We start from the raw sequence: 19,927 nt of genomic DNA, 5'->3' as shown, positions 1-19,927 counted from the left end.
CTGCTACGAGAATGATTATGGGAACGGCATTGACATAATTTGCGGCTCTTTCATCTATAGCCACATGGTTTTCCCCCGTGCAAGCGAGCATGGGCACAGAATACGCTATCAGGCGCTCGCCATAAAAACGGCGCTCAAGGAACTGGAACAGCAAAACTCAAAAACTTACCTGGAGATCATGAAGGCTATAATTGAAGAGACCTTTGGTACTCACTCCACATATTGCGATATACTCACGCAAGCTTCTTTCCCTAATAGTGGTGATGGTTCATTACAGTCGCGAGCGTGGCAGGGAATGTTGGCCGGGAATATTCTTATGGGTGCCTTGCAAACAGAAGCTACTCTGGAATCAGTAGCGGAAAGTCTAAACCAGACGCTTATAAAGATGCCTTTTGAAGAACGTAAAGAGCTTTCCTGCCCTTCAGCCGACAATCTGATCAAAAACTACTGGGCACCCTTCAAGCCCGTGGCCCATTTATGGCTGGCAATGTCATCCTTCACTCTTCCCGAAGAGCTTGATGGCGTTGTGAGAATTGACAAGGCCATTAAAAATGAGACCCTAAAAGGCGGTCGCGATGGATGGAAAGGCATCGTCGATTATGCCGAAATCATCCTTCAGAAGGCTGCTGGCATACAGCGCAAGCAAACGCATAAAAAGCTCCTTGATCCAGAAAAGTCTTTTCGCCTGAAACTCATATAAATATACCTTCGTTTCTCAAATGAGGCCCACAGAAGCATGCGCCTGTGGGCCTCATCTTTTTTGCACACTACTCTTTACGCCATAAAGAGGTGCAATAGCAGAACAGCGCCTGTACGCTCTTGCCAAATGGAGGGCGTACAGTGCTTTTTTATGTCCCAAAATTTTCTTTGCTGACGAAGATCCCCGAAGGGCGCACTTATGCAAACACGCTTCGCGGTTTGCGTGCGCGGGGGCTGCGCCCCTCGACCCCGCGATGCGAAATGCACAACGGCTGTCGGGGGTAGGCTGTGGCGATTTATCATCTTCACATGCAGACCATCAGCCGTGCAGACGGCAGAAGCGCGGTAGCTGCCGCTGCTTACAGGGCTGCTTCTCGTCTGACGGCTGCTGATGGTCGTGTGTTCGATTTTCGGCGCAAGCAAGGGGTGGTGGCGCGACAGGTTTTTGTGCCTGAAGGTAGACCGCCTATTGACAGGCAGGACTTATGGCTGATGGCCGAAAAAACCGAAACGCGGAAAAACTCAACCTTGGCCCGTGAAATGGATATGGCCATTCCTGTAGAGCTGACCAAGGAGGAGCGGTTCAAGCTTGCGGCACAGTTTTGCCACTGGCTTGCTCAGGAATATCAGGTTGCGGTGGACTGTTGCATGCACAGAAAAGACAAAAACGACCCACAGGAAAATCCGCACTTGCACGCCATGTTTACGACTCGCCGCTATTCGCAGGAGGGGACGTTGGGCGCAAAAACCCGTGAGCTTGACGATCTAAAAACGCGAAAGACGCATCTTTTGCGTATTCGCGAAAAATGGGCGGATTTCTGCAACGAGTTTCTCCAGTTTTACGGAGAAATAATAGATCACCGTTCTTTTAAAGATCAGGGAATTGATGCATTGCCGCAAATCCATGTGGGTTCTGCGGCAACAACAATGGTTCGCCGAGGTTTGGAAACAGAGCGCGGCACACTCAACCAGGAAATTCAGAAAAATAATTCTGAAATTTTACAACTGCAGCAGGAGATTGAAAATGTCAGGCGTTTGGAAAATGGAAGTGGCAGAGAATGTACAGAGGGAACTCAAAAACATGGAGCCTCAGATAGCGAGCTATCTGAGGAAATTAGTACAGGAGGAGGCCAGCAACGATTGGGGCCAGGCTTTGGTGGTTATGGATTTGGTACACAAGGAACTGGTGGAAGTAAAAGCTCAACTCCAGAAAATGGGAAAGGGGGAAATACCGCCATCCCATTCTATACAGACGGTGGTGGCACGCCTGGAAGCGCTGGAGCAAGACCACGCCCAACTGAAGACGGACGTTCGACTCCTTTTGCCCGCACAAGACAAACCAAGCGAGTAGCAATTATGGAAGCGCTGGCACGCAGATGCGTCAGCACTTTCAGGGAAATTCACGATGATATCCATGTGCTGGTTGAGGCAGCAAACTTGTGCTGTCTTGAAAGAAGTTCTGGAACAAGACCACGCGTTGTTGAAGACGGCCGTTCGGCTTCTGCTACCCACGCAAACCGAAACGAGCGAGTAGCGCCCCTAGAAGCGCTGGCTCACTGTTGCATCAGCATTTCCAGGGAAATTCACGAAAATATCCATCTTCTTGTTGAGGTAGCCAACTTGCGCTGTCTTGAAAATGGTATTCGACAGCACCGCTTCCAGCGTCTCAAGGCACGTTGTATTGAATGCATGATGGAACATGATCATATTACTAGAGAAATCTTCAATGTCGTGGGCAGGGTTAACGCGCAGGCCATCCATCAGGCGCTGTTATTCTCCACCCCGTCACCTTCAGCGCGCCTCATTACTATTGACGAAAAGGCCAAGAATATCATTGCGGTCAGTCAGGATATCCAACAGGAAATTCTGGCGGCTGTTGATTGCAGAAATGCACAGTATATTCAGGATTACCTGAAGGAAATACGCCTAAAACTACTCAAAATATCCTGCATCAATTTCTCTGCTGTATGCAAGCGCACGATTAATGAAATTTACATGGTCACAGACAGCATTGATGCCCAATTCATAGCGCAATGGCTTGCCCAGAGAAGTACGGTAACCCCCATTAATACACCAAGGATTCCTGAGCCCAATCCCCCGCGCAGCTCCGGCATATGTAGCATAAATTCTGCGGAGCCCCAACCGCGCCGATGGATAGAGAGTAATGGCGTGATTCGGGTAAATCTTGACGCCCCGGAACCATTTGAGCCGGACTCCGCAGAGGATGCGCCAGACAATACTGAAGACACTGCTATCGATAATGTACACAGCAACTTCACACCATAACTATAAAATATTATTTATGAACAAGGATAATCAAACGGATTGCAACAGCCCCACAGCTTCCATGCCTCCTCGCAAAACTCTTGAGGAAAGAAAGGCCCTTCTGCAACGCCAAAAAGAGAAGCTGGCTCAAAAAGAAGCAGCCCTGAATAAAGAGGCCCGCAAAGAACGTGATGGGCAACTTATTGCCTGGGGCATCATGGTTGAAGCCCGATACAGGAACGCCGCCCCTGAGCTGAGAGAACGGATTATATCTACAGCTCACAAATTTCTCAGGGACAGGAACCTGAGCCGCGCCCTTACAGGTTTTGCCCGACTGGATGCTGAAGCGCCGAGTTTGGAGGTAGATTCATAATACCCCCGGCAAAGCTGGGCTTGGCCTGTGATCTGCGCCGATCAAAGTTAATATAAATCAATTAGTTGGGAAGCTTCATTTTAACAAGCAGGACATCGCTTAAAAGACTACTCTATTTTTATAGGGTCATGCCTAGCAGAGAGGTTTTTCCCTGAGCATTTTGAGGACGAGTTTGTAAAGGTCCTCGTTTCTATGGTTAAATCGGAATTCGCATTCTTTCAAATGAAAGTAAAATGTGTGTTTTGCCAACCCTCTAAAGCGCACGAGACGCGTTTTTGCGAAGGCCCAGAAGCTTTCAATGCCATTAATATGTGAGTGTTTATTGGCAAATTCATTGTTGCCATGTTGCACTCTGAAGTGCTTCTGATACCCCAAGTCGACAAGGCCATCGTAGCCGCGCCAACCGTCAGAGTAGATAATACTTTCGAGCTCTACCCGACCACGAATTATGCCCTGGAGCGTAGCCTTTGAGCAGTCGGGGACAACCTCTGTGTAGACTCGACCATTTCGTTTGAACAGGCCAAAAACAATAGTTTTTCCTCTGGCTCCACGGCCTCGAAGGCCCCTAACTCGGCGAGCGCCGAAGTAGCTTTCGTCAACCTCAACTTCTCCCTTTACAGGAGATTCTGCCTCGCAAAAATGGGCAATGCGTTCGCGAAATGCAGCCAAATACCTGTTTGCGGTATTTCGGTTAACACCTGCGATTTACGCAACTTGCAAGGCATCCAGGTCAACGGCAAACAGTCTCACGATTTGCCGGATTTTGGCCTCAGAAATTTTTGAACGAATTGCATACTTGTTTTTCATTGGCATACCTAGCTTTGAAGCCAATCATGAATGGCTCAACTAGGCAAGACCCTTTTTATAATTTGACGATACTGTCTAGCCGCCGCAAGATTGACCGCTACATGGCCTCGCTACCTACAACTGGCACGTCCGACGCTGTTGCGGAACAGGCGGCAGACCGCCAGTTGCGTATGGAAGAGGCCGATAGTCAGTTGGTTCTTTATTCAGCACAGCCAACGCCAGGCCGAGCAAGGTGATCGGCCTGAGCGACGGCGACACCATCACAGTCCTGCGCGATGAGCGCCAGCCGATAAAAATCCACCTGCACGGCATAGACTGCCCGAAAAGAAGCAAGCCTGGAGCAACCGCGCATCTCAAACGACAAGCCGCCTCTGTTACGGAAAAATCGTAGACGTGCAGGAATTTGGGAATGACCGCTATGGCCGCACTGTGGGCGTCGTCATTCTGCCGGATGGCGCAAGTCTGCAAGAACGGCTTGTGTCCGAAGGCCTGGCCTGGGTCTGGCCACGCTACTGCAAACAGGCGTTCTGTCGGGAGTGGGAAGAGCTGGAAGAAGCTGCCCAAAGAGAAAAGCGCGGGCTATGGCGGGATGAAACGCCGATTCCCCCCTGGGGGTGGAGGAGACAAAAAAGATGATCTTTTTAAATCGGTTCATATCGGTAAATATCGGCTTATATCATTTGCAAATTGCTTTTTTCGGCTGTCTATGATATGCAATAATAATATGCGCCATAACCTCAGCCAAAAATCAAGGAACTGAGTGATGCCGGACGCTGAAGACCGTTGGTTGTCAATTTCTGAGATTTGTAAACATCTTGGGGTCAGCAATGACACCGTTTACAAATGGATAAATAGACATGCCATGCCAGCCCACCGTATGGGACGCCTTTGGAAATTTAAAAAAAGCCAAGTTGATGCATGGGTTGAATCCGGTGGGACACTTATTGAGTCTCACAAAAAGAAAGATAGGTTTTGAAGAATGGGTTCAAAACATCAAGACAAAAGCAATATGAAGAAAAAACGGCAAATCTATGCCGTTGATTTATTTTGTGGCGCGGGAGGGCTTACCCATGGGCTCTTGAAGGCAGGTATTAATGTTCTTCTTGGCGTAGATATTGATCCCGCATGCGAATATCCATATACGACGAATAATAAAGCCAAATTTTTATTAAAAGACGTTGAGGCATTAGCTTCTTCTGATGTCAGTAAATTTTATAAAAAGAGGAGTGGCATTCGCCTGCTTGCAGGTTGTGCTCCATGCCAAACATTTTCTTTATATAATCAGAAGGCGAAAGAATCTGACAAACGCTGGTGGCTTTTGCGTCAGTTCTCGCGACTCGTTGATGCTATTCAGCCTGAGCTGGTAACGATGGAAAATGTGCCGCGTTTAATTGAGCAAAATGTATTTAGCGAATTTCTTACGAGCCTGGAAAATAATGGCTACGCAGTCTCATACCAGGTTGTTGATTGCTCTAAATATGGTGTTCCCCAACACCGCAACCGTCTTGTTCTTCTCGCATCCAAGTTAGGCGGAGACCTCTCGCTGATTTCTCCTGCCGAATTTGGGGGGGGCGTGATGACGGTAAAAGAAGCCATCGGATCGCTTCCGTCTCTTGAAGCCGGTACAAGTCACCCGTTAGACCGTTTACACCAAAGCTCCTCGCTCTCCGCGACCAACTTGAAACGTATCAAGGCCTCCCGGCCCGGCGGTACATGGCGAGACTGGCCTGAAGACTTGGTCGCCGACTGCCATAAGAAAGAGTCGGGCAAGACTTATCCTGGCGTTTATGGGCGCATGGAGTGGGATGCTCCGGCACCAACCATGACGACGCAATTTTTTGGTTTTGGTAATGGAAGATTTGGGCATCCGGAACAAAATCGGGCTATATCTTTGCGCGAGGGCGCAATTTTGCAGAGTTTCCCGCTTGATTACGCGTTTGTGCCTCATGATGGAGTTATCCACCAAAAGTCTATTGGAAGACTGATTGGAAACGCTGTTCCCGTCACTTTGGGAGAAGTTATCGGTAGAAGCTTACTTTCGCATGTTGCGAGTACGTTCCAAAACTAAATGTAAAGGACAGGGAGCCACGGGTTATGGCCATAACAAGCTCAGGCGCGCGAAGTGATACCGTTGGATTCAGTAGCATTCCTGAGCCAGGCCAACTTGTCGAAATTCGTCGCCGCCAATGGGTTGTTTCAGAAGTTTCGAGCGGCTCTTTGCCTTCCCCCACAAATGGCGCACAACACCTTGTCAGCCTATCCTCTCTTGATGAAGATTCGCTAGGCGAAGAGATTCAAGTTATTTGGCAACTGGAACCAGGGGCCAAGGTTTTGGAAAAGGCAGGTCTTCCGTCAATTACGGGATGGGACGATCCTGATCACTTGGAGGCCTTTCTTGACGCCGTCAACTGGGGAGCCATCACCAACGCGGATCGTTCCTTCCTACAAGCCCCTTTCCGCAGCGGAATCGCTATAGAGGATTACCAGCTTGACCCTTTGGTTCGAGCTATTGATATGGCCAGGGCCAATCTTCTGATCGCAGACGATGTCGGGCTGGGGAAAACAATTGAAGCCGGTTTGGTTATTCAAGAGTTGCTCGTCCGGCACAGGGCCAGAACCGTTTTTGTCGTCTGCCCCGCAAGCCTGCAAGTCAAATGGCAGACCGAAATGCAGGAAAAATTCGGTCTGGAATTTCACATCGTTGATACCGAATATGTCAAGAAGCTACGCAGGCAGCGCGGAATCCACATAAACCCGTGGACTTCATATCCGCGCCTTATTGCCTCCATGGACTGGATGAAAAGTGGCGAGGGCCTCAGACTCCTAAAGGACACGTTGCCGCATCACGTCACTTATCCACGAAAATTTGATATTTTGGTCGTGGACGAAGCGCACAATATCGCGCCTGCCGCAGCCACCAAGTATGCGCTGGAAAGCCAGCGTACCCGCCTAATCAGGATTCTGGCTCCGCATTTCACGCATCACCTCTTTTTGAGTGCAACCCCGCACAATGGCTATCAAGAGTCGTTCACTTCCCTTTTGGAATTGTTGGATGATCAACGTTTCGCACGAACGGTTATGCCGGACGAGAAACAGCTACAACGAGTTATGGTGCGTCGCCTTAAGAGCGACATCAAAGATGCCGACGGCAATCCACTGTTTCCAGAGCGAAAGTTAGAAGCGCTTGAGGTCGAATATTCTGAAGAAGAAAAGAAAATCCACGAGTTGTTAAGGGCGTATACCGCCGAACGCTCCATTAGCGTCAAGGGGACGCGTTTCGAGTATGGAACCGACTTCGTCAATATGCTTTTGAAAAAACGGCTTTTTTCGTCTCCCCTTGCTTTCGCGCTCACGCTGGCCAAGCATTATGAAACACTGAAAAAACCTAAGCCAGCCCGCGACAGGGACGCTATGGATGAACGTATCCTGCGTAAAGCCATCTTGAAGACTGAAGAAGAGTATTCCGACGATGGGTTGGTGGAGGAGTCCTTTGACGAGGCAGTGGAGGTTATTGGCGAACTCACTCCGTCGCTTTCAGCAAGTGAACGCCAGATGCTGGATCAGCTTACGGCTTGGGCGGAGACAAGCAAAAATCGCGCGGACTCCAAAGCAAAAAGCCTTTTGGCCTGGCTGGAGAACCACCTCAAAAGCAATGGCCAGTGGAATGATAAGCGCGTCATACTGTTTACGGAATACCGCGCCACACATGCGTGGCTTAATCAAATATTGGCCGCCAATGGATATGCTGGCGACCGTTTGATGTCTCTGCATGGCGGAATGGATACGCAAGAAAGAGAAATGGTAAAGGCCGCTTTTCAGGCTTCGCCCAAAGATTCGCCTGTACGGATTCTGTTGGCTACGGATGCCGCTTCAGAAGGCATCGACTTGCAGAATCATTGTAATTATCTGATTCATATTGAGATACCCTGGAATCCAAACGTGATGGAACAACGTAACGGGCGGATTGACCGGCATGGGCAGAAAGAGAGTAGTGTCTTTATTTGGCACCCTGTAGGGAAAGGATTTTCTCAAAAAGACGTGGCCACTAAGCCTGGAGACATCAGGGGTGATCACGAATACTTGATGCGTGCTGTCCTCAAAATCGGCAAGATCCGCGAAGACCTTGGAAGCGTTGGCCCGGTCATAGCAAAGCAGATTGAAGAGGCCATGCTCGGCAAGCGCAGCCAGATGGACACCACAGCGGCGGAAGCCAAAGCTGACCAAGCCAAAAAATTCATAGCGGCGGAAAAGCGCTTGCAGGAACGCATAGCTCGATTGCACAGCAAGCTTATGGAGGCAAAAAACGACTTCCATCTTTCTCCCCAACATATTGCCCGCGCCGTCAACGTCGCTTTAGATCTCGCCGAAAAACCGGCGCTCAAACCAGCAATGCTTTCTGGCGTTCCTGATGGTTCCGTGTTTGACATGCCGATCCTAACAGGCTCATGGAAAAGAACCGTGGAAGGCCTGGAGCATCCGCATACCAAGATTCGTCGGCCCATCACCTTTGACCATGATGTGGCCAAAGGCAGGGATGACATTGTTTTGGTTCACCTTAACCATCCCTTGGTTCAGATGAGCCTCCGCCTGCTGCGCGAGGAAATATGGAAGTTGGATGACATCAAGCAACTGCATCGAGTAGCCTTTCGGGCGGTGCCTGATAATGAGCTGGGCGGCCCTGCCGTGGCTATTTGGTCACGCCTGGTGATTACCGGAAGCAGTCACCACCGTCTACATGAAGAACTCACGCTTGCGGGTGGAGAGCTGAAGCACAATGCTTTCAGCCGAATCACTCAAGTCGGAAAACTGGATTCCCTCATGAATCAGGCCCGCCCTTTTAAGCCTGGGCAGGCTCTTTTCGATGCCATGAAGGACAGATTTGAAAGACATGAAGACGCGGTGATGGCGGCTGTGGAAGCACGTTCAAGGGATCGCCTGCAATACCTGAGCAATACGCTCATTCGGCGGATGGGGGGCGAGGTGGAGGATGTGATGAGCATCCTCAGCGACCTTGAACGCTCTATCCGCAGAGAATTGCAGGAAGAACAAGCAACAAGACAACTTTATCTTCCCGGCTTGTCGCCGGAAGAACGTAATCAAATCAAAAAAGACAGCCAGGCGCTTAGATCCAGGCTGGCCCGTATCCCCGAAGAACGGGAGAAGGAAAAAGCGGCTATACAAAAGCATTATGCTGACCCGGTAGACCGGACTTTCCCTGTGGCAGTCGTTTTTCTTATCCCACAATCCCAAGCCGGAAAGGTGTAAAACGCCATGCGCAACACAGCACAACACCTGGAATGGCGCTCGCTTATTGAGATTTCTGGCCCATTTTTAGCGGCTTCTGTTTTGGAAAGCACCTTCCCGCAAGGCCTGGATGCTGTCGAAACCCCAAGGCGACGAGAGTTGAGAGCAGCCTATGAAGAATGGCGCGATGCCGTAAACGAAGAGGATCCGCTTCTGCCCCAGTTGCACCAAGCATGGATCCGCCTGGTGCTTACGGACTTACTGGAATACGATAGCGAATCTTTGGTCTCCGCTGCTGACTGGGTAGAGGAATTACCCAGCGTATCATCTCAGGAGAATACAGGGATATTTTCCCCCGACTGGCTTATTCATGCCCCAGGTGATGAAAAGCCTCGCCTCTTCATTGCAATTTTCCCTCCCGACACCAATCTTGAGTCCAGTGGGCAAAATGATGGATGGCCAGCGTCACTACTTGAACGCATGACGCTTCTTTGCAGGGCGCATGGTGTGCGTTTGGGCTTACTAAGCAACGGCGAGCGTTGGATGCTGGTTAATGCTCCGGAAGGTTCCACCTCTGGCCATGCTTCGTGGTATGCCCGTTTATGGTTTCAAGAGCCCCTCACCCTGAAGGCGTTTCGCTCTCTGCTGGGCGTCCGACGCTGCTTCGGCCCGGCGGAAACAACCTTGGAGGCGTTGCTGGAGGAGTCTCTCAAGCACCAGGAAGAAGTCACAGATACCCTTGGCTCTCAGGTGCGCCGAGCAGTGGAAGTGCTTATCCAGTGCCTTGATAAGGCGGATGAAGATCGTAACCGCGAGTTGCTGCGAGATGTGCCACCGGCAGAACTCTATGAAGCAGGGTTGACCGTCATGATGCGCCTGGTTTTTATCCTGTGCGCTGAAGAACGTGGGCTGCTGCTGTCAGGCGATCCGCTTTATGATCAATGCTATGCGGTATCGACGTTACGCGGGCAACTCAGCGGAGAGACGCCGGAAATACTTGAGCGGAGGCATGATGCCTGGGCTCGGTTATTGGCCATTTTTAGGGGAGTGTACGGAGGCATTGAGCACGAAAACCTGCGGCTCCCAGCTTTGGGTGGCTCCCTATTTGATCCAGATCGCTTTCCGTTTCTGGAAGGTCGCGCTAAAGGAACACGTTGGCGTGATGTTCCGGCTTCTCCCTTGCCCATAGACAACCGCACTGTTCTGCTTCTACTGAATTCATTGCAAATCCTTGAGCAGTCCACAGGAGCCTTGCTGCTTTCCTATCGGGCTTTGGACGTCGAGCAAATAGGCCATGTATACGAAGGCTTACTGGAACATACCGTGGCACGTGTGCCCAAGGTCACGCTGGGCTTGCAGGGCACGCAAAGCGCTAAGGATCCCAACATTACTCTGGCTGAACTTGAGTCTGTGCGCATGGATGGCGCGGCTGATCTGGTGAAGCGTATCCGGGAAATAACCGGGAGAAGCGTATCCGCGATCAAAAAAGATTTGGAAAAATTGGCGGATGAGTATCTTTTCAGCAAAGTCATAGGCGTGTGCGGCAGTGATATGGAACTGGCCGAACGGATACAGCCATTCACAAATTTGCTGCGAACCGATGCCTGGGAAGATCCCATTATTTACCGTGCGAATTCCTTCATGGTTACGCTGGGCGCGGATAGACGCGAAACCGGCACCCATTATACTCCAAAATCACTTACTGAAAGCATTGTAAGCACAACGCTAGAACCAATTGTGTACAGCGGACCGTCAGACGGCAAGCCTCGGGAAGAATGGGTGCTGAAATCGCCGCAAGAAATCCTTGATCTTAAGGTCTGTGATCCGGCTATGGGTTCTGGAGCCTTCCTCGTGCAGGCTTGTCGTTATTTGGGCGAGCGGCTGGTTGAAGCGTGGCTGCACGCGGAGGAGAACGGCAAAAAAATTACTATCGACGGCGAAATATGCGACAGCCTTGATGGCGCAGAGCCGATGTCCTTGTTAAATGACGAGCGCCTGACGATAGCGAAGCGTCTTGTTGCCGAACGTTGCCTGTATGGGGTGGACATCAACCCATTAGCGGTTGAACTGGCCAAACTTTCTATCTGGCTTGTTACTTTGGCCAAAGGGCGGCCATTTGGTTTTTTGGATCACAATTTTCGCCCCGGTGATAGTTTGCTCGGCATTCATAGGCTCGACCAGCTCATTTACCTAACAATGACGCCTGATTCCGGGCAATACCAGATTCGCCTTTTTGGACAGAAAATAAAGAACGCCGTTCAGGACGCGATAGAGCTGCGCAAAGAACTTCGCGCCATTCAAATTCGGGACATCCATGATGTAGAGACTATGAGCCGGTTGGATCAAAAAGCAAGAAAGCTGCTTCTACAGGCGGAAAATATTGCTAATGCCATGCTTGGAGAAGTGCTGAAAAGCAACGGGAAAAGTCGAAATATTGATTCCAGACTGAATGCTCTAGCTGCCACAATCAGTACTTATATAGCAGATGGCTCCAAAGCTGAAGCCAACTCCCACACGCACGGCATTATACCGCATGCCAGTTGGGCTAAGCCTTCTCTCCATTGGCCTCTGGAGTTTCCAGAAGTATTTGAATCTGGTGGATTCAACGCTGTCATTGGCAATCCCCCATTTTTGGGCAACAGACTGTGGAAAAAAATCCATGGGGATTCATTACAGCAGATCGTGCAGATGGTGCTGTTGGAGCCTCCAGGGAAAATTGATCTCAGCGTGGTATTTCATCGCCGGGTGGTTCAGTTGCTCCGGGATGGCGGCACATATGGAATGCTGGCCACCAATAATATTTCAGAGGGCAGCGCGTTGTCTGTTGGGCTTGCTCGGATTGTAGCTCTCGGAAATATATATTGCTCCGTAAAAAGCCTGGCCTGGCCTGGCAAGGCGGCTGTCATTATTGCAATGATATTTTTTATCAAGGGTAATTGGCGAGGGCTAAAACTCGCGAATGGGAAAGAGTGTTCGCGGATTGGCGAACGGCTTGAGCCTGAAGAATTAAATACTTGGAAAGTGAAAGAACTTAAAAATGCCGTCTTTAGCTTTGAAGGTGTAAATAACAGCAAGGGGCTGGCGTTTGTAATAACGTCCCAGAGTCCCTGGTTTGACCAGTTGAAGTCAGAAAAAAACTCTTTACTGCGCCCTTATATTACTGGTGATGACATCACCAGTTCAGCTCTGACTCGTATTGAGCGTTGGGCGCTAGATATTGCGGACCGCAGCCTGGAAGAAATAGCTCAAAAATGGCCTGTTGCTCATAGATTCCTGGTTAAAGTTGTACAACCAACGCGCACTCCTGAAGCATTAAAGAGCTATAAGGGGCTTTACGACCGTTGGTGGCAATTTTGGAATACTCGTGCGGCTCAAATTAGTAGATTGCGCAAGCAGGAACATTTTATTGCGTATTCTAAAGTCACAAAGTACCCAATTTGTATGCTTGCTCCGTCTGGGTGGATTTACACCAATAAAGTCCTCTTAATTGAGTTTTTGCGTGAAGACATGCATACAATATGTTTGAGTAGTTTCTTCAGATTGTGGCTTGAAAATTTTTCTGGAGGACGGCTTGAAGGCAGGCTGACATTATCTATACAAGAAGCTGTTAATAAATTCCCTCTTCCAAAGATACGGCTTGATGCGAACGGCATAAATGCCGCCAAGGAATTCAACGATCTTCTTGTTTCAACAGCTAAATATGATGGCATTGGTTTAACGCAAATAATCAATCATTTTAGCGATAATAAAATATCTACAGATATTATTTTACACTTACGGGCTCTATTGGCAAAAATTGATAGAAGCTTTTGCAGTGCCTACGGATGGGATGATATAAAATGTGAATATGATTTTGTTCGTTCAATCGCTAAGAATGACAAAGAAGTATCGACGTATACGCTATTACCATCTTCTTTGTCAGAAGCCAACCGCCGTCTCATTGAGCTTAACCGCGTGTACTATGAGGAAGAATAAAAATGCAAAATTCTGAGCATAAAAACAATGCATGCCAAGGTGGTGCTCCCAATGTATGGATTGTCATGTCTGACACATATGACTGCCACCATGGTTTTTATGCGAAAATTGCATTAAATGAATATGCAACTATCTGCGATGGAGATTTTCTGCTGATCTGCTCCCCATTGAATTTCATTGTAATGTCTTGTGCGCGTATTTATCGAATCCAAAAGCATTTTAATGAAGCTATTCTATTTTTTGATAAAATACACACAATGCCCCAACAAAAAACGCTCACCGATCTTTCTATCTCCATTCAAAATTCACAATTACAGTTACATAGGGTTGAGTATTCGACCCTTGAATCCGCTTTGCAACTTCATTATGGCCTTGCCCTAGATGCCATACCAGTGATTTCTGGACAACTGCCCGAAGAACAAGCATACGTCAGGAAACTACTTCAAGTTGCCGTTGTTAATGATTTGTATGGCCCAGCTGGCGGCCCATACGAAGAAATTGTCGGCATGAGCGTCCGCGATCGCTACCTTGTTGGCAAGCTGGCTCCAATGTCGCCTGCAACAGAGTTTTCTGCCCCTGCGCCTTTTGCTGAAGAAGAGACTCCCGATGGAGAGACCCCTCCAGATCTTCGCCCATATGTGAATGACGATCATATTCCCCGCGATAAAATTCCGGCGGCTGATTCTGACGATGACGAAGAAAGAGAAATCAGCGCTGCCGACAACCAATCTTTGGTGCCTTCATCTTTAGGATTTACCTTCTGTGTTGATGGCGACCTTGAGAATTTTCAACTTGTTGTTTCCTGGGGCCGCTACGAACGCACGCAGAGCGAGCAGGAAGATGAGAAAACCGGCAAAACTCGGCGCTGCTGGAAGCGATTCCCTTCAGGTGGTTCCACCGTTGTTTCACTGCATAAAAATACCATAGGCCCCATATTAATTGATTCCGACTGCCCCTCCGTTTTCATTCAAGGCTCGGTCAGCGAGCCTCTGGAAAACGGTGACAGGCTTGTGAGTCTCTTTCTGGTTAATGCGCAAGAGTTGCCCAAGCAAAACCAAGATCAAGCCTGGATATTCCAGCCGGAACTATTGGTGCGTGATGTTGATGGGGAGGCAATCTTTCGTCGGCGTCCTTTGTTGAGGGCTGATGAATTTGATGAAGAACGAGCCGCGTTGGAGATGATTTATCGGGAGCGGGTAGAATTTGCCGTCGGCCACGGCGTTTCTGTGCATGCCGTTGTATCTGAAGCCGATCCTGAACGGGCGACAGAAATCAAGACGGCGGTTCTTCCGGAGTACGAAGTCCAGGTCACGGAAACACCGGGCATGGAACCCGGCGATCGGCCCGCCATGCGCCGCATGATTGAAGAAGGCTTGCTGGATATGGAACAGCTTGCGGCACTTAGCCAAGATGAATTAGTCGCAGGCCTGAATATCCTGACGGACGATTACGCCGCTTGGATTGCCGAAGAACGAAGCCGCATTGGCCAAACACTCGTTGGGTACGATAATTCGGCGACGGAAGCCATGGAGCGCTGCTCACTTATTTTGGAACGGCTGCAAGAAGGGATTCATACTCTCGCAACCAATGAACAGGCTTTGACGGCATTTCGGTTTGCGAACAAAGTAATGGCCTCCCAGCGCATCCGCACCACGTACACGCTCGCCAAACGCCGCGGCGACACAAACGATATTTCAACCTTCAATGTGAGGAAAAACAGGTCATGGCGGCCTTTCCAGCTGGCCTTCATCTTACTTTCCATTCCTGCTTTGGCCAACCCGGCCCACAAAGACCGTACCCAACCACTGGAAGCATTTGCCGACCTGCTGTGGTTCCCCACGGGCGGTGGTAAGACAGAAGCCTATTTGGGTGTAGCCGCTTTCACCATGGGCATTCGGCGTCTCCAGGGGAGCATGGGGGGCTTGGATGGTAGTCGCGGACTTGCGGTTATCATGCGCTATACCCTGCGCCTTTTGACATTGCAGCAGTTTCAGCGTGCCACCGCGCTTATCTGCGCCATGGAAGTGCTGCGGCGCGATGAGCCAGCTATTTGGGGCACAGAACCCTTTACTATTGGCCTCTGGGTTGGCCAGCGGGTTACGCCGAACAGCACGGAAGAAAGTCACGTCGCAATCGAAAAAGAACGTGATGGCAAGTACGGAACCGGCTCAACTCCCGCCCAGTTAACCACTTGCCCCTGGTGCGGCTCTGAAATAGCGCCCGGTCGCGATATTCAGGTGGATAGAGAAGTAGGCAGAACATCCATCTACTGCGGCGATAAATATGGGCGTTGCGATTTCAGCCGGGCCAAGTCCAGCACAGGGCTGCCGGTGTTGGTGGTAGACGACGAGATCTATCACAGACCACCCTCTATGCTCATTGCTACCGTGGATAAGTTTGCAATGATGGCATGGCGAGGGCAAGTCCGTACACTTTTCGGCAAGGTGAACAAAGAGTGCCCACGGCATGGCCTGATTTGGCCTGAAGCTGAATGTGGCGGAACGCATAACGCCAAGGGGAACCTGCCCGCAGTAAAGGTGCAAGATATACTGCCGATTCGTCCGCCGGACTTGATCATACAGGACGAATTTCACCTGATTAGCGGGCCATTAGGAACCATGGTGGGCTTGTATGAAACGGCTGTGGATGAACTCTCCACCTGGACGCTGAACGGTAAAGCTGTACGGCCCAAAGTTATCGCCTCCACAGCCACTGTCCGCAAGGCGGATGAACAAGTCAACAACGTTTTCCTCAGAAAGGTTTCCGTATTTCCGCCCCATGGGCTTGATGTGGAGGATAACTTTTTTTCTGTTCAGCGTTCCGTCGAAAACAAACCAGGTCGGCTTTATATGGGAATCTGCTCGCCAGGCAGTTCTCGCCCTGCGGTTTTGATCCGGGTTTATGTCGCCTTACTGACTGCCGCGCAAGCGCTGTTTGAGTATTTCGGCGAAGCCGCCGATCCGTATATGACCCTTGTCGGTTATTTCAATTCGCTCCGCGAACTTGGTGGTATGCGTCGCTTGGCTGAAGACGATGTGCAGACGCGTGCGTATCGTGTCCAAATGAGTGACGTGAAACGGCCAGGGCTAAAGCAGCGCTCGGTGCGCAACGTCGATGAGCTTACGTCGCGAGTCTCAAACAAAGATATCCCCAAAAAGTTGGACCAGCTAGAAATTAAATATAAGCAAACATGGGCAAAGGGAGAGACTCGGGCCATCGACATTGTGCTGGCGACAAACATGCTGTCTGTCGGCGTTGACGTCAACCGTCTCGGCTTGATGGTGGTCAATGGCCAGCCTAAAAATACGGCGGAATATATCCAGGCAACCAGTCGGGTTGGGCGTTCTTTCCCTGGCTTGGTCTGCACGGTGTTGACGTGGTCAAGGCCACGCGATTTGTCCCATTACGAAACTTTTGAGCACTATCACGCAACTTTTTATAAGCATGTTGAAGCGCAGTCTGTTACTCCCTTCGCGCCTCGAGCGCTGGATCGCGGCCTGACCGGCACCATGGTGAGCCTGCTGCGGCTGGAAAACGACTGTTTGACCCCCAACCCAGGCGCTCAGTCCCTTGATAACTCAGGCAAAGCGGAAGCACTGCAAACACGTAAAGCAATCGCCGAGCGCGCCTGGAAGGTCAAAGACAAAGCCGCGCGTATACTTGCGGAAGGAATGACCGCCGATAGGATAGACCGCTGGGTTAAAGAGGCTATCAAGGCAGGGCGCAGGTTGGGCTACGAAACTGAACGTAGGCAAGGAGATCTTGCCCCCCTTCTAAAAAGGCCTGGAGCTTCCGCATGGGATGAATTTACTGTGCCCCTTTCGATGCGAGAGGTTGAACCTGGCGTTCAGCTAATTATGGATGCAGCAAAATATTCAACAGAGCCTCCGTCATGGAAGCCGAAGCCTCAAGGCAACGGAGGTGGCATATGAGTTCGTATGTTGTTGGTCAGGTACGTCCCAGCCAGTTGCTTTGGACGTATGGCCCTGGCGCATTGATAGACCTACCGAACCTGTCCGTAGTGACAATGGGCTTGGATCGTTGGATCACAGAATATTGCCCGCCCGTGGAAGAAGCGCGCCTCCTTGCCGCTGTTCAGCGCATTCTTGGGCCACAAGTGCAGCGCTTACGTATTCCGCCGTTTATCAGGGAAGATACTGTTGATCCATTGTCTGCGGAAGGCAAAATCGGGGTTCCGGTTCGTCCTTTCCCGCGCTGGCTCAGATGTGTCAAATGTGGCTTGCTTGCGGAGTATGATTCGGGGCTATTTGACATAAAAGCAAATCCCTATCGTCCAGAGCAAACCCATTTTGTCCATTCAGATTGCGAAAAAGGAAAAAACTCGGATGCTGTTCCTGCCCGTTTTTTGCTTGCCTGCCGAAATGGGCACCTAGATGATTTCCCATGGCATTGGTTCGTGCATGGCGGGCCGTCTGAGTGCAAGGGGACATTGCGCTTTTTTGAAAGAGGAGCATCACTTCAGACGGAAAACCTTTGGGTTAAATGTGATACGTGCAATGCCGCCCGCTCGTTGGTTCACGCCTTTGGTAAAGACGCGAAAGATAATCTTCCTGCGTGTAGGGGAAGGCATCCGCACCTCAATAGTTATGAAGAATGCCCTGAGGAGCCCCGAACCATTCTTTTAGGGGCAACCAATGGCTGGTTTCCCATTACGCTATCCGTTCTAGCTATCCCCTTGGAGAAAAATCAGCTTGAGCAGTTGCTTTCGGACGGCTGGACGTATTTTTCTGATGCCGAGTCCGTGGATGAAGTAAAGGCAATAATAAAAACACTGATAAAGAGTGGCAGCCTGCCGGGTATCGACAAGTGGGATCCCCAAGATGTCTGGAGGGCCATTGAAGACAGAAAGGCTGGCAGAACAAACACGGCAGTCGTTTCAGAAGGTGATATTAAAGAGCCTGAATGGAATGTTTTGACTTCGGATACCCCCCCAACGGAGTGGCCGCATTTTCTCAGCAGCAAGGTCGAGGTACCGGAACTCTACCGTTCTCAATTAGCAGACGTGGTGCTCCTAGAACGACTCCGCGAGGTAAACGCCTTAATTGGCTATACCCGCGTTGAAGCTCCAGAGGAATCCGCAGACTCGGACGAGCGCCCGCCGATGGCTTCATTGTCTAGGACTAGGCCCGATTGGGTGCCCGCAAGCGAAGTGCATGGAGAAGGAATTTTTATCAGATTTAATGAAGCCGCTTTGGTCACATGGGAAAACAAAGATTCCGTTCAAGCTAGAAGTCGCATGCTGGAAGCTGGGCATCGCGGATGGCGGAACGCTCGAGGCCTAAATCCAGACGAAGGATATCCTGGGATCCGGTACGCCATGTTGCATACTTTTGCCCACCTTCTTATTCGGGAGCTTGCCCTTGAGTGTGGTTACAACGCCGCAAGCATTCGCGAACGCATTTATGCCACAAGCGGGAGCGGTGCTCCTATGGCAGGAATACTCCTTTATACAGCGGCGGCCGATTCTGATGGAACTCTCGGAGGGCTTGTTGAACTCGGCAAACCTGAGAGCCTTGGCAGATTGATCGAACAGGCCTTGGGGAGAGCGACGGTTTGCTCTTCAGACCCACTTTGCTCAAAACATGATCCTGGTGTTGATCGCTCCCTGCATGCGGCGTCATGCCATGCGTGCACGTTTGTTGCAGAAACATCTTGCGAGCGTGGCAATCGCTATCTGGATAGAGCATTGCTTATTCGTACGTTTGAAGTCGAAGATGCAGCTTTTTTTAATGCAGCTGGGGGAGACAATGGATGATCTTCTAGCTGTGATTGCAGAACTTGGTTTAGAGCTGCACCCAGACCGGATAGCAGTCATTGCAAATAAAATAAATACGCTTGGGTCAGTGGAACAATTTGCTCTGCTAAAATCAAGTTTTGGCCCAAATGCAGACAAAGATTTAATAGGTCGGTTTGATCAAGCGTGGAATAACAGTAAGGGTACTGCTCCGTGCGATGTGGCAGCGGCACTTAGGGGTGCTTCTGCTACAGCCACACTTCGTGAGAGTCGTGGCGCTGTTGAAATGGTTTGGACAGGGCCTTCTACAGGGCAAATTCCAGTAAGGCATACTGAGCAGGTGCTTTGTGAAGTGATTAACTATGCAAAACGTAGATTATTTCTTGTCAGTTTTGTAGCATATGACGTTGCCTCCATTATAGCAGCGCTTAAGAATGCAATTGGCCGACAAGTTCATATTAATATACTTTTAGAAGCATCAAGTATGCATGGTGGCAGAGTATCCAATCATGATTCAATCAGTGCAATGAAAAAAGCTCTTCCTTCAGTCTGCATTTACACATGGATTTCTGGTAAAAAAGGCACGGGCTCATACGGGATATCTGGTGCTGTTCATGCGAAATGTGCTGTGGCAGATGAAGAGTTGGCTTTTATCACCAGTGCGAACTTGACTGCTGCGGCTATGGAACGAAACATGGAGCTTGGTGTTTTGGTCAAAGGTGGCAATTTGCCGATCGAACTTCACCAGCACCTGGAAGCCTTAATTTCCACTAAAATCATAGAGCAGGTATAGCTAAGATTCTAAGATT

13 protein-coding genes and 1 pseudogene are annotated in these 19,927 nt (G+C 50.0%); 13 read left to right on the top strand and 1 reads right to left on the bottom strand.

Going from position 1 to position 19,927, the window contains the following annotated elements:
* From BCS36_RS13100 to BCS36_RS13090, 3 genes are all read left to right on the top strand, one after another.
* Positions 1-700, top strand: a 700-nt coding sequence (locus BCS36_RS13100) for a hypothetical protein (RefSeq protein ID WP_291303317.1), incomplete at its 5' end; no start/stop codon positions are given.
* Positions 701-1,008: 308 nt separating this feature from the next.
* Positions 1,009-2,985, top strand: a complete 1,977-nt coding sequence (locus tag BCS36_RS13095) for a MobA/MobL family protein (RefSeq protein WP_291303316.1) — start codon at positions 1,009-1,011, stop codon at positions 2,983-2,985.
* Positions 2,960-3,337: a hypothetical protein gene (locus BCS36_RS13090; RefSeq protein ID WP_291303315.1), complete on the top strand. Its 378-nt coding sequence runs from the start codon at positions 2,960-2,962 to the stop codon at positions 3,335-3,337. Before BCS36_RS13095 ends, BCS36_RS13090 begins: the two co-directional genes overlap by 26 nt.
* 132 nt (positions 3,338-3,469) lie before the next feature.
* Here BCS36_RS13090 and BCS36_RS13085 read toward each other — a convergent pair.
* Positions 3,470-4,150: pseudogene (locus BCS36_RS13085) on the bottom strand (IS1595 family transposase).
* A gap of 56 nt (positions 4,151-4,206) precedes the next feature.
* Between BCS36_RS13085 and BCS36_RS13080 the strand changes: the two are divergent.
* The 10 genes from BCS36_RS13080 (at position 4,207) to drmC (ending at position 19,911) form a co-directional block, all read left to right on the top strand.
* On the top strand, positions 4,207-4,380 hold the full coding sequence (locus BCS36_RS13080; protein ID WP_291303314.1) for a hypothetical protein: 174 nt from the start codon (positions 4,207-4,209) through the stop codon (positions 4,378-4,380).
* Entirely contained in the window at positions 4,377-4,535 is a 159-nt protein-coding gene (locus BCS36_RS13075) for a hypothetical protein (RefSeq protein ID WP_291303313.1), read from the top strand. The genes BCS36_RS13080 and BCS36_RS13075 overlap by 4 nt, the downstream gene beginning before the upstream one ends.
* On the top strand, positions 4,460-4,780 hold the full coding sequence (locus BCS36_RS13070; protein WP_291303319.1) for a thermonuclease family protein: 321 nt from the start codon (positions 4,460-4,462) through the stop codon (positions 4,778-4,780). The genes BCS36_RS13075 and BCS36_RS13070 overlap by 76 nt, the downstream gene beginning before the upstream one ends.
* A gap of 127 nt (positions 4,781-4,907) precedes the next feature.
* A complete protein-coding gene (locus BCS36_RS13065) occupies positions 4,908-5,120 on the top strand; it encodes a helix-turn-helix domain-containing protein (RefSeq protein WP_291303312.1) in 213 nt (70 codons plus the stop codon).
* Between the two features lie 33 nt (positions 5,121-5,153).
* Positions 5,154-6,212, top strand: a complete 1,059-nt coding sequence (locus BCS36_RS13060; RefSeq protein ID WP_291303311.1) for a DNA cytosine methyltransferase — start codon at positions 5,154-5,156, stop codon at positions 6,210-6,212.
* 26 nt (positions 6,213-6,238) lie between these two features.
* Positions 6,239-9,409 carry a DISARM system SNF2-like helicase DrmD gene (gene drmD, locus BCS36_RS13055; protein ID WP_291303310.1) on the top strand — a complete coding sequence of 1,057 codons (3,171 nt, stop codon included), beginning with the start codon at positions 6,239-6,241 and terminating at the stop codon, positions 9,407-9,409.
* Positions 9,410-9,415: 6 nt separating this feature from the next.
* On the top strand, positions 9,416-13,363 hold the full coding sequence (locus tag BCS36_RS13050; protein WP_291303309.1) for a type IIL restriction-modification enzyme MmeI: 3,948 nt from the start codon (positions 9,416-9,418) through the stop codon (positions 13,361-13,363).
* Positions 13,364-13,428: 65 nt separating this feature from the next.
* Positions 13,429-17,295 carry a DISARM system helicase DrmA gene (gene drmA, locus BCS36_RS13045; protein ID WP_291303308.1) on the top strand — a complete coding sequence of 1,289 codons (3,867 nt, stop codon included), beginning with the start codon at positions 13,429-13,431 and terminating at the stop codon, positions 17,293-17,295.
* Positions 17,292-19,139 (top strand): DUF1998 domain-containing protein, encoded by a 1,848-nt coding sequence (gene drmB, locus BCS36_RS13040; RefSeq protein WP_291303307.1) that lies wholly within the window; start codon positions 17,292-17,294, stop codon positions 19,137-19,139. Before drmA ends, drmB begins: the two co-directional genes overlap by 4 nt.
* Positions 19,132-19,911, top strand: a complete 780-nt coding sequence (gene drmC / locus BCS36_RS13035; protein WP_291303306.1) for a DISARM system phospholipase D-like protein DrmC — start codon at positions 19,132-19,134, stop codon at positions 19,909-19,911. Before drmB ends, drmC begins: the two co-directional genes overlap by 8 nt.
* Positions 19,912-19,927: the final 16 nt, after the last annotated feature.

This window comes from Desulfovibrio sp. MES5, assembly GCF_002237645.1.
Lineage (GTDB): Bacteria > Desulfobacterota > Desulfovibrionia > Desulfovibrionales > Desulfovibrionaceae > Desulfovibrio.
This window is presented reverse-complemented; position numbering and strand designations above follow the sequence as displayed.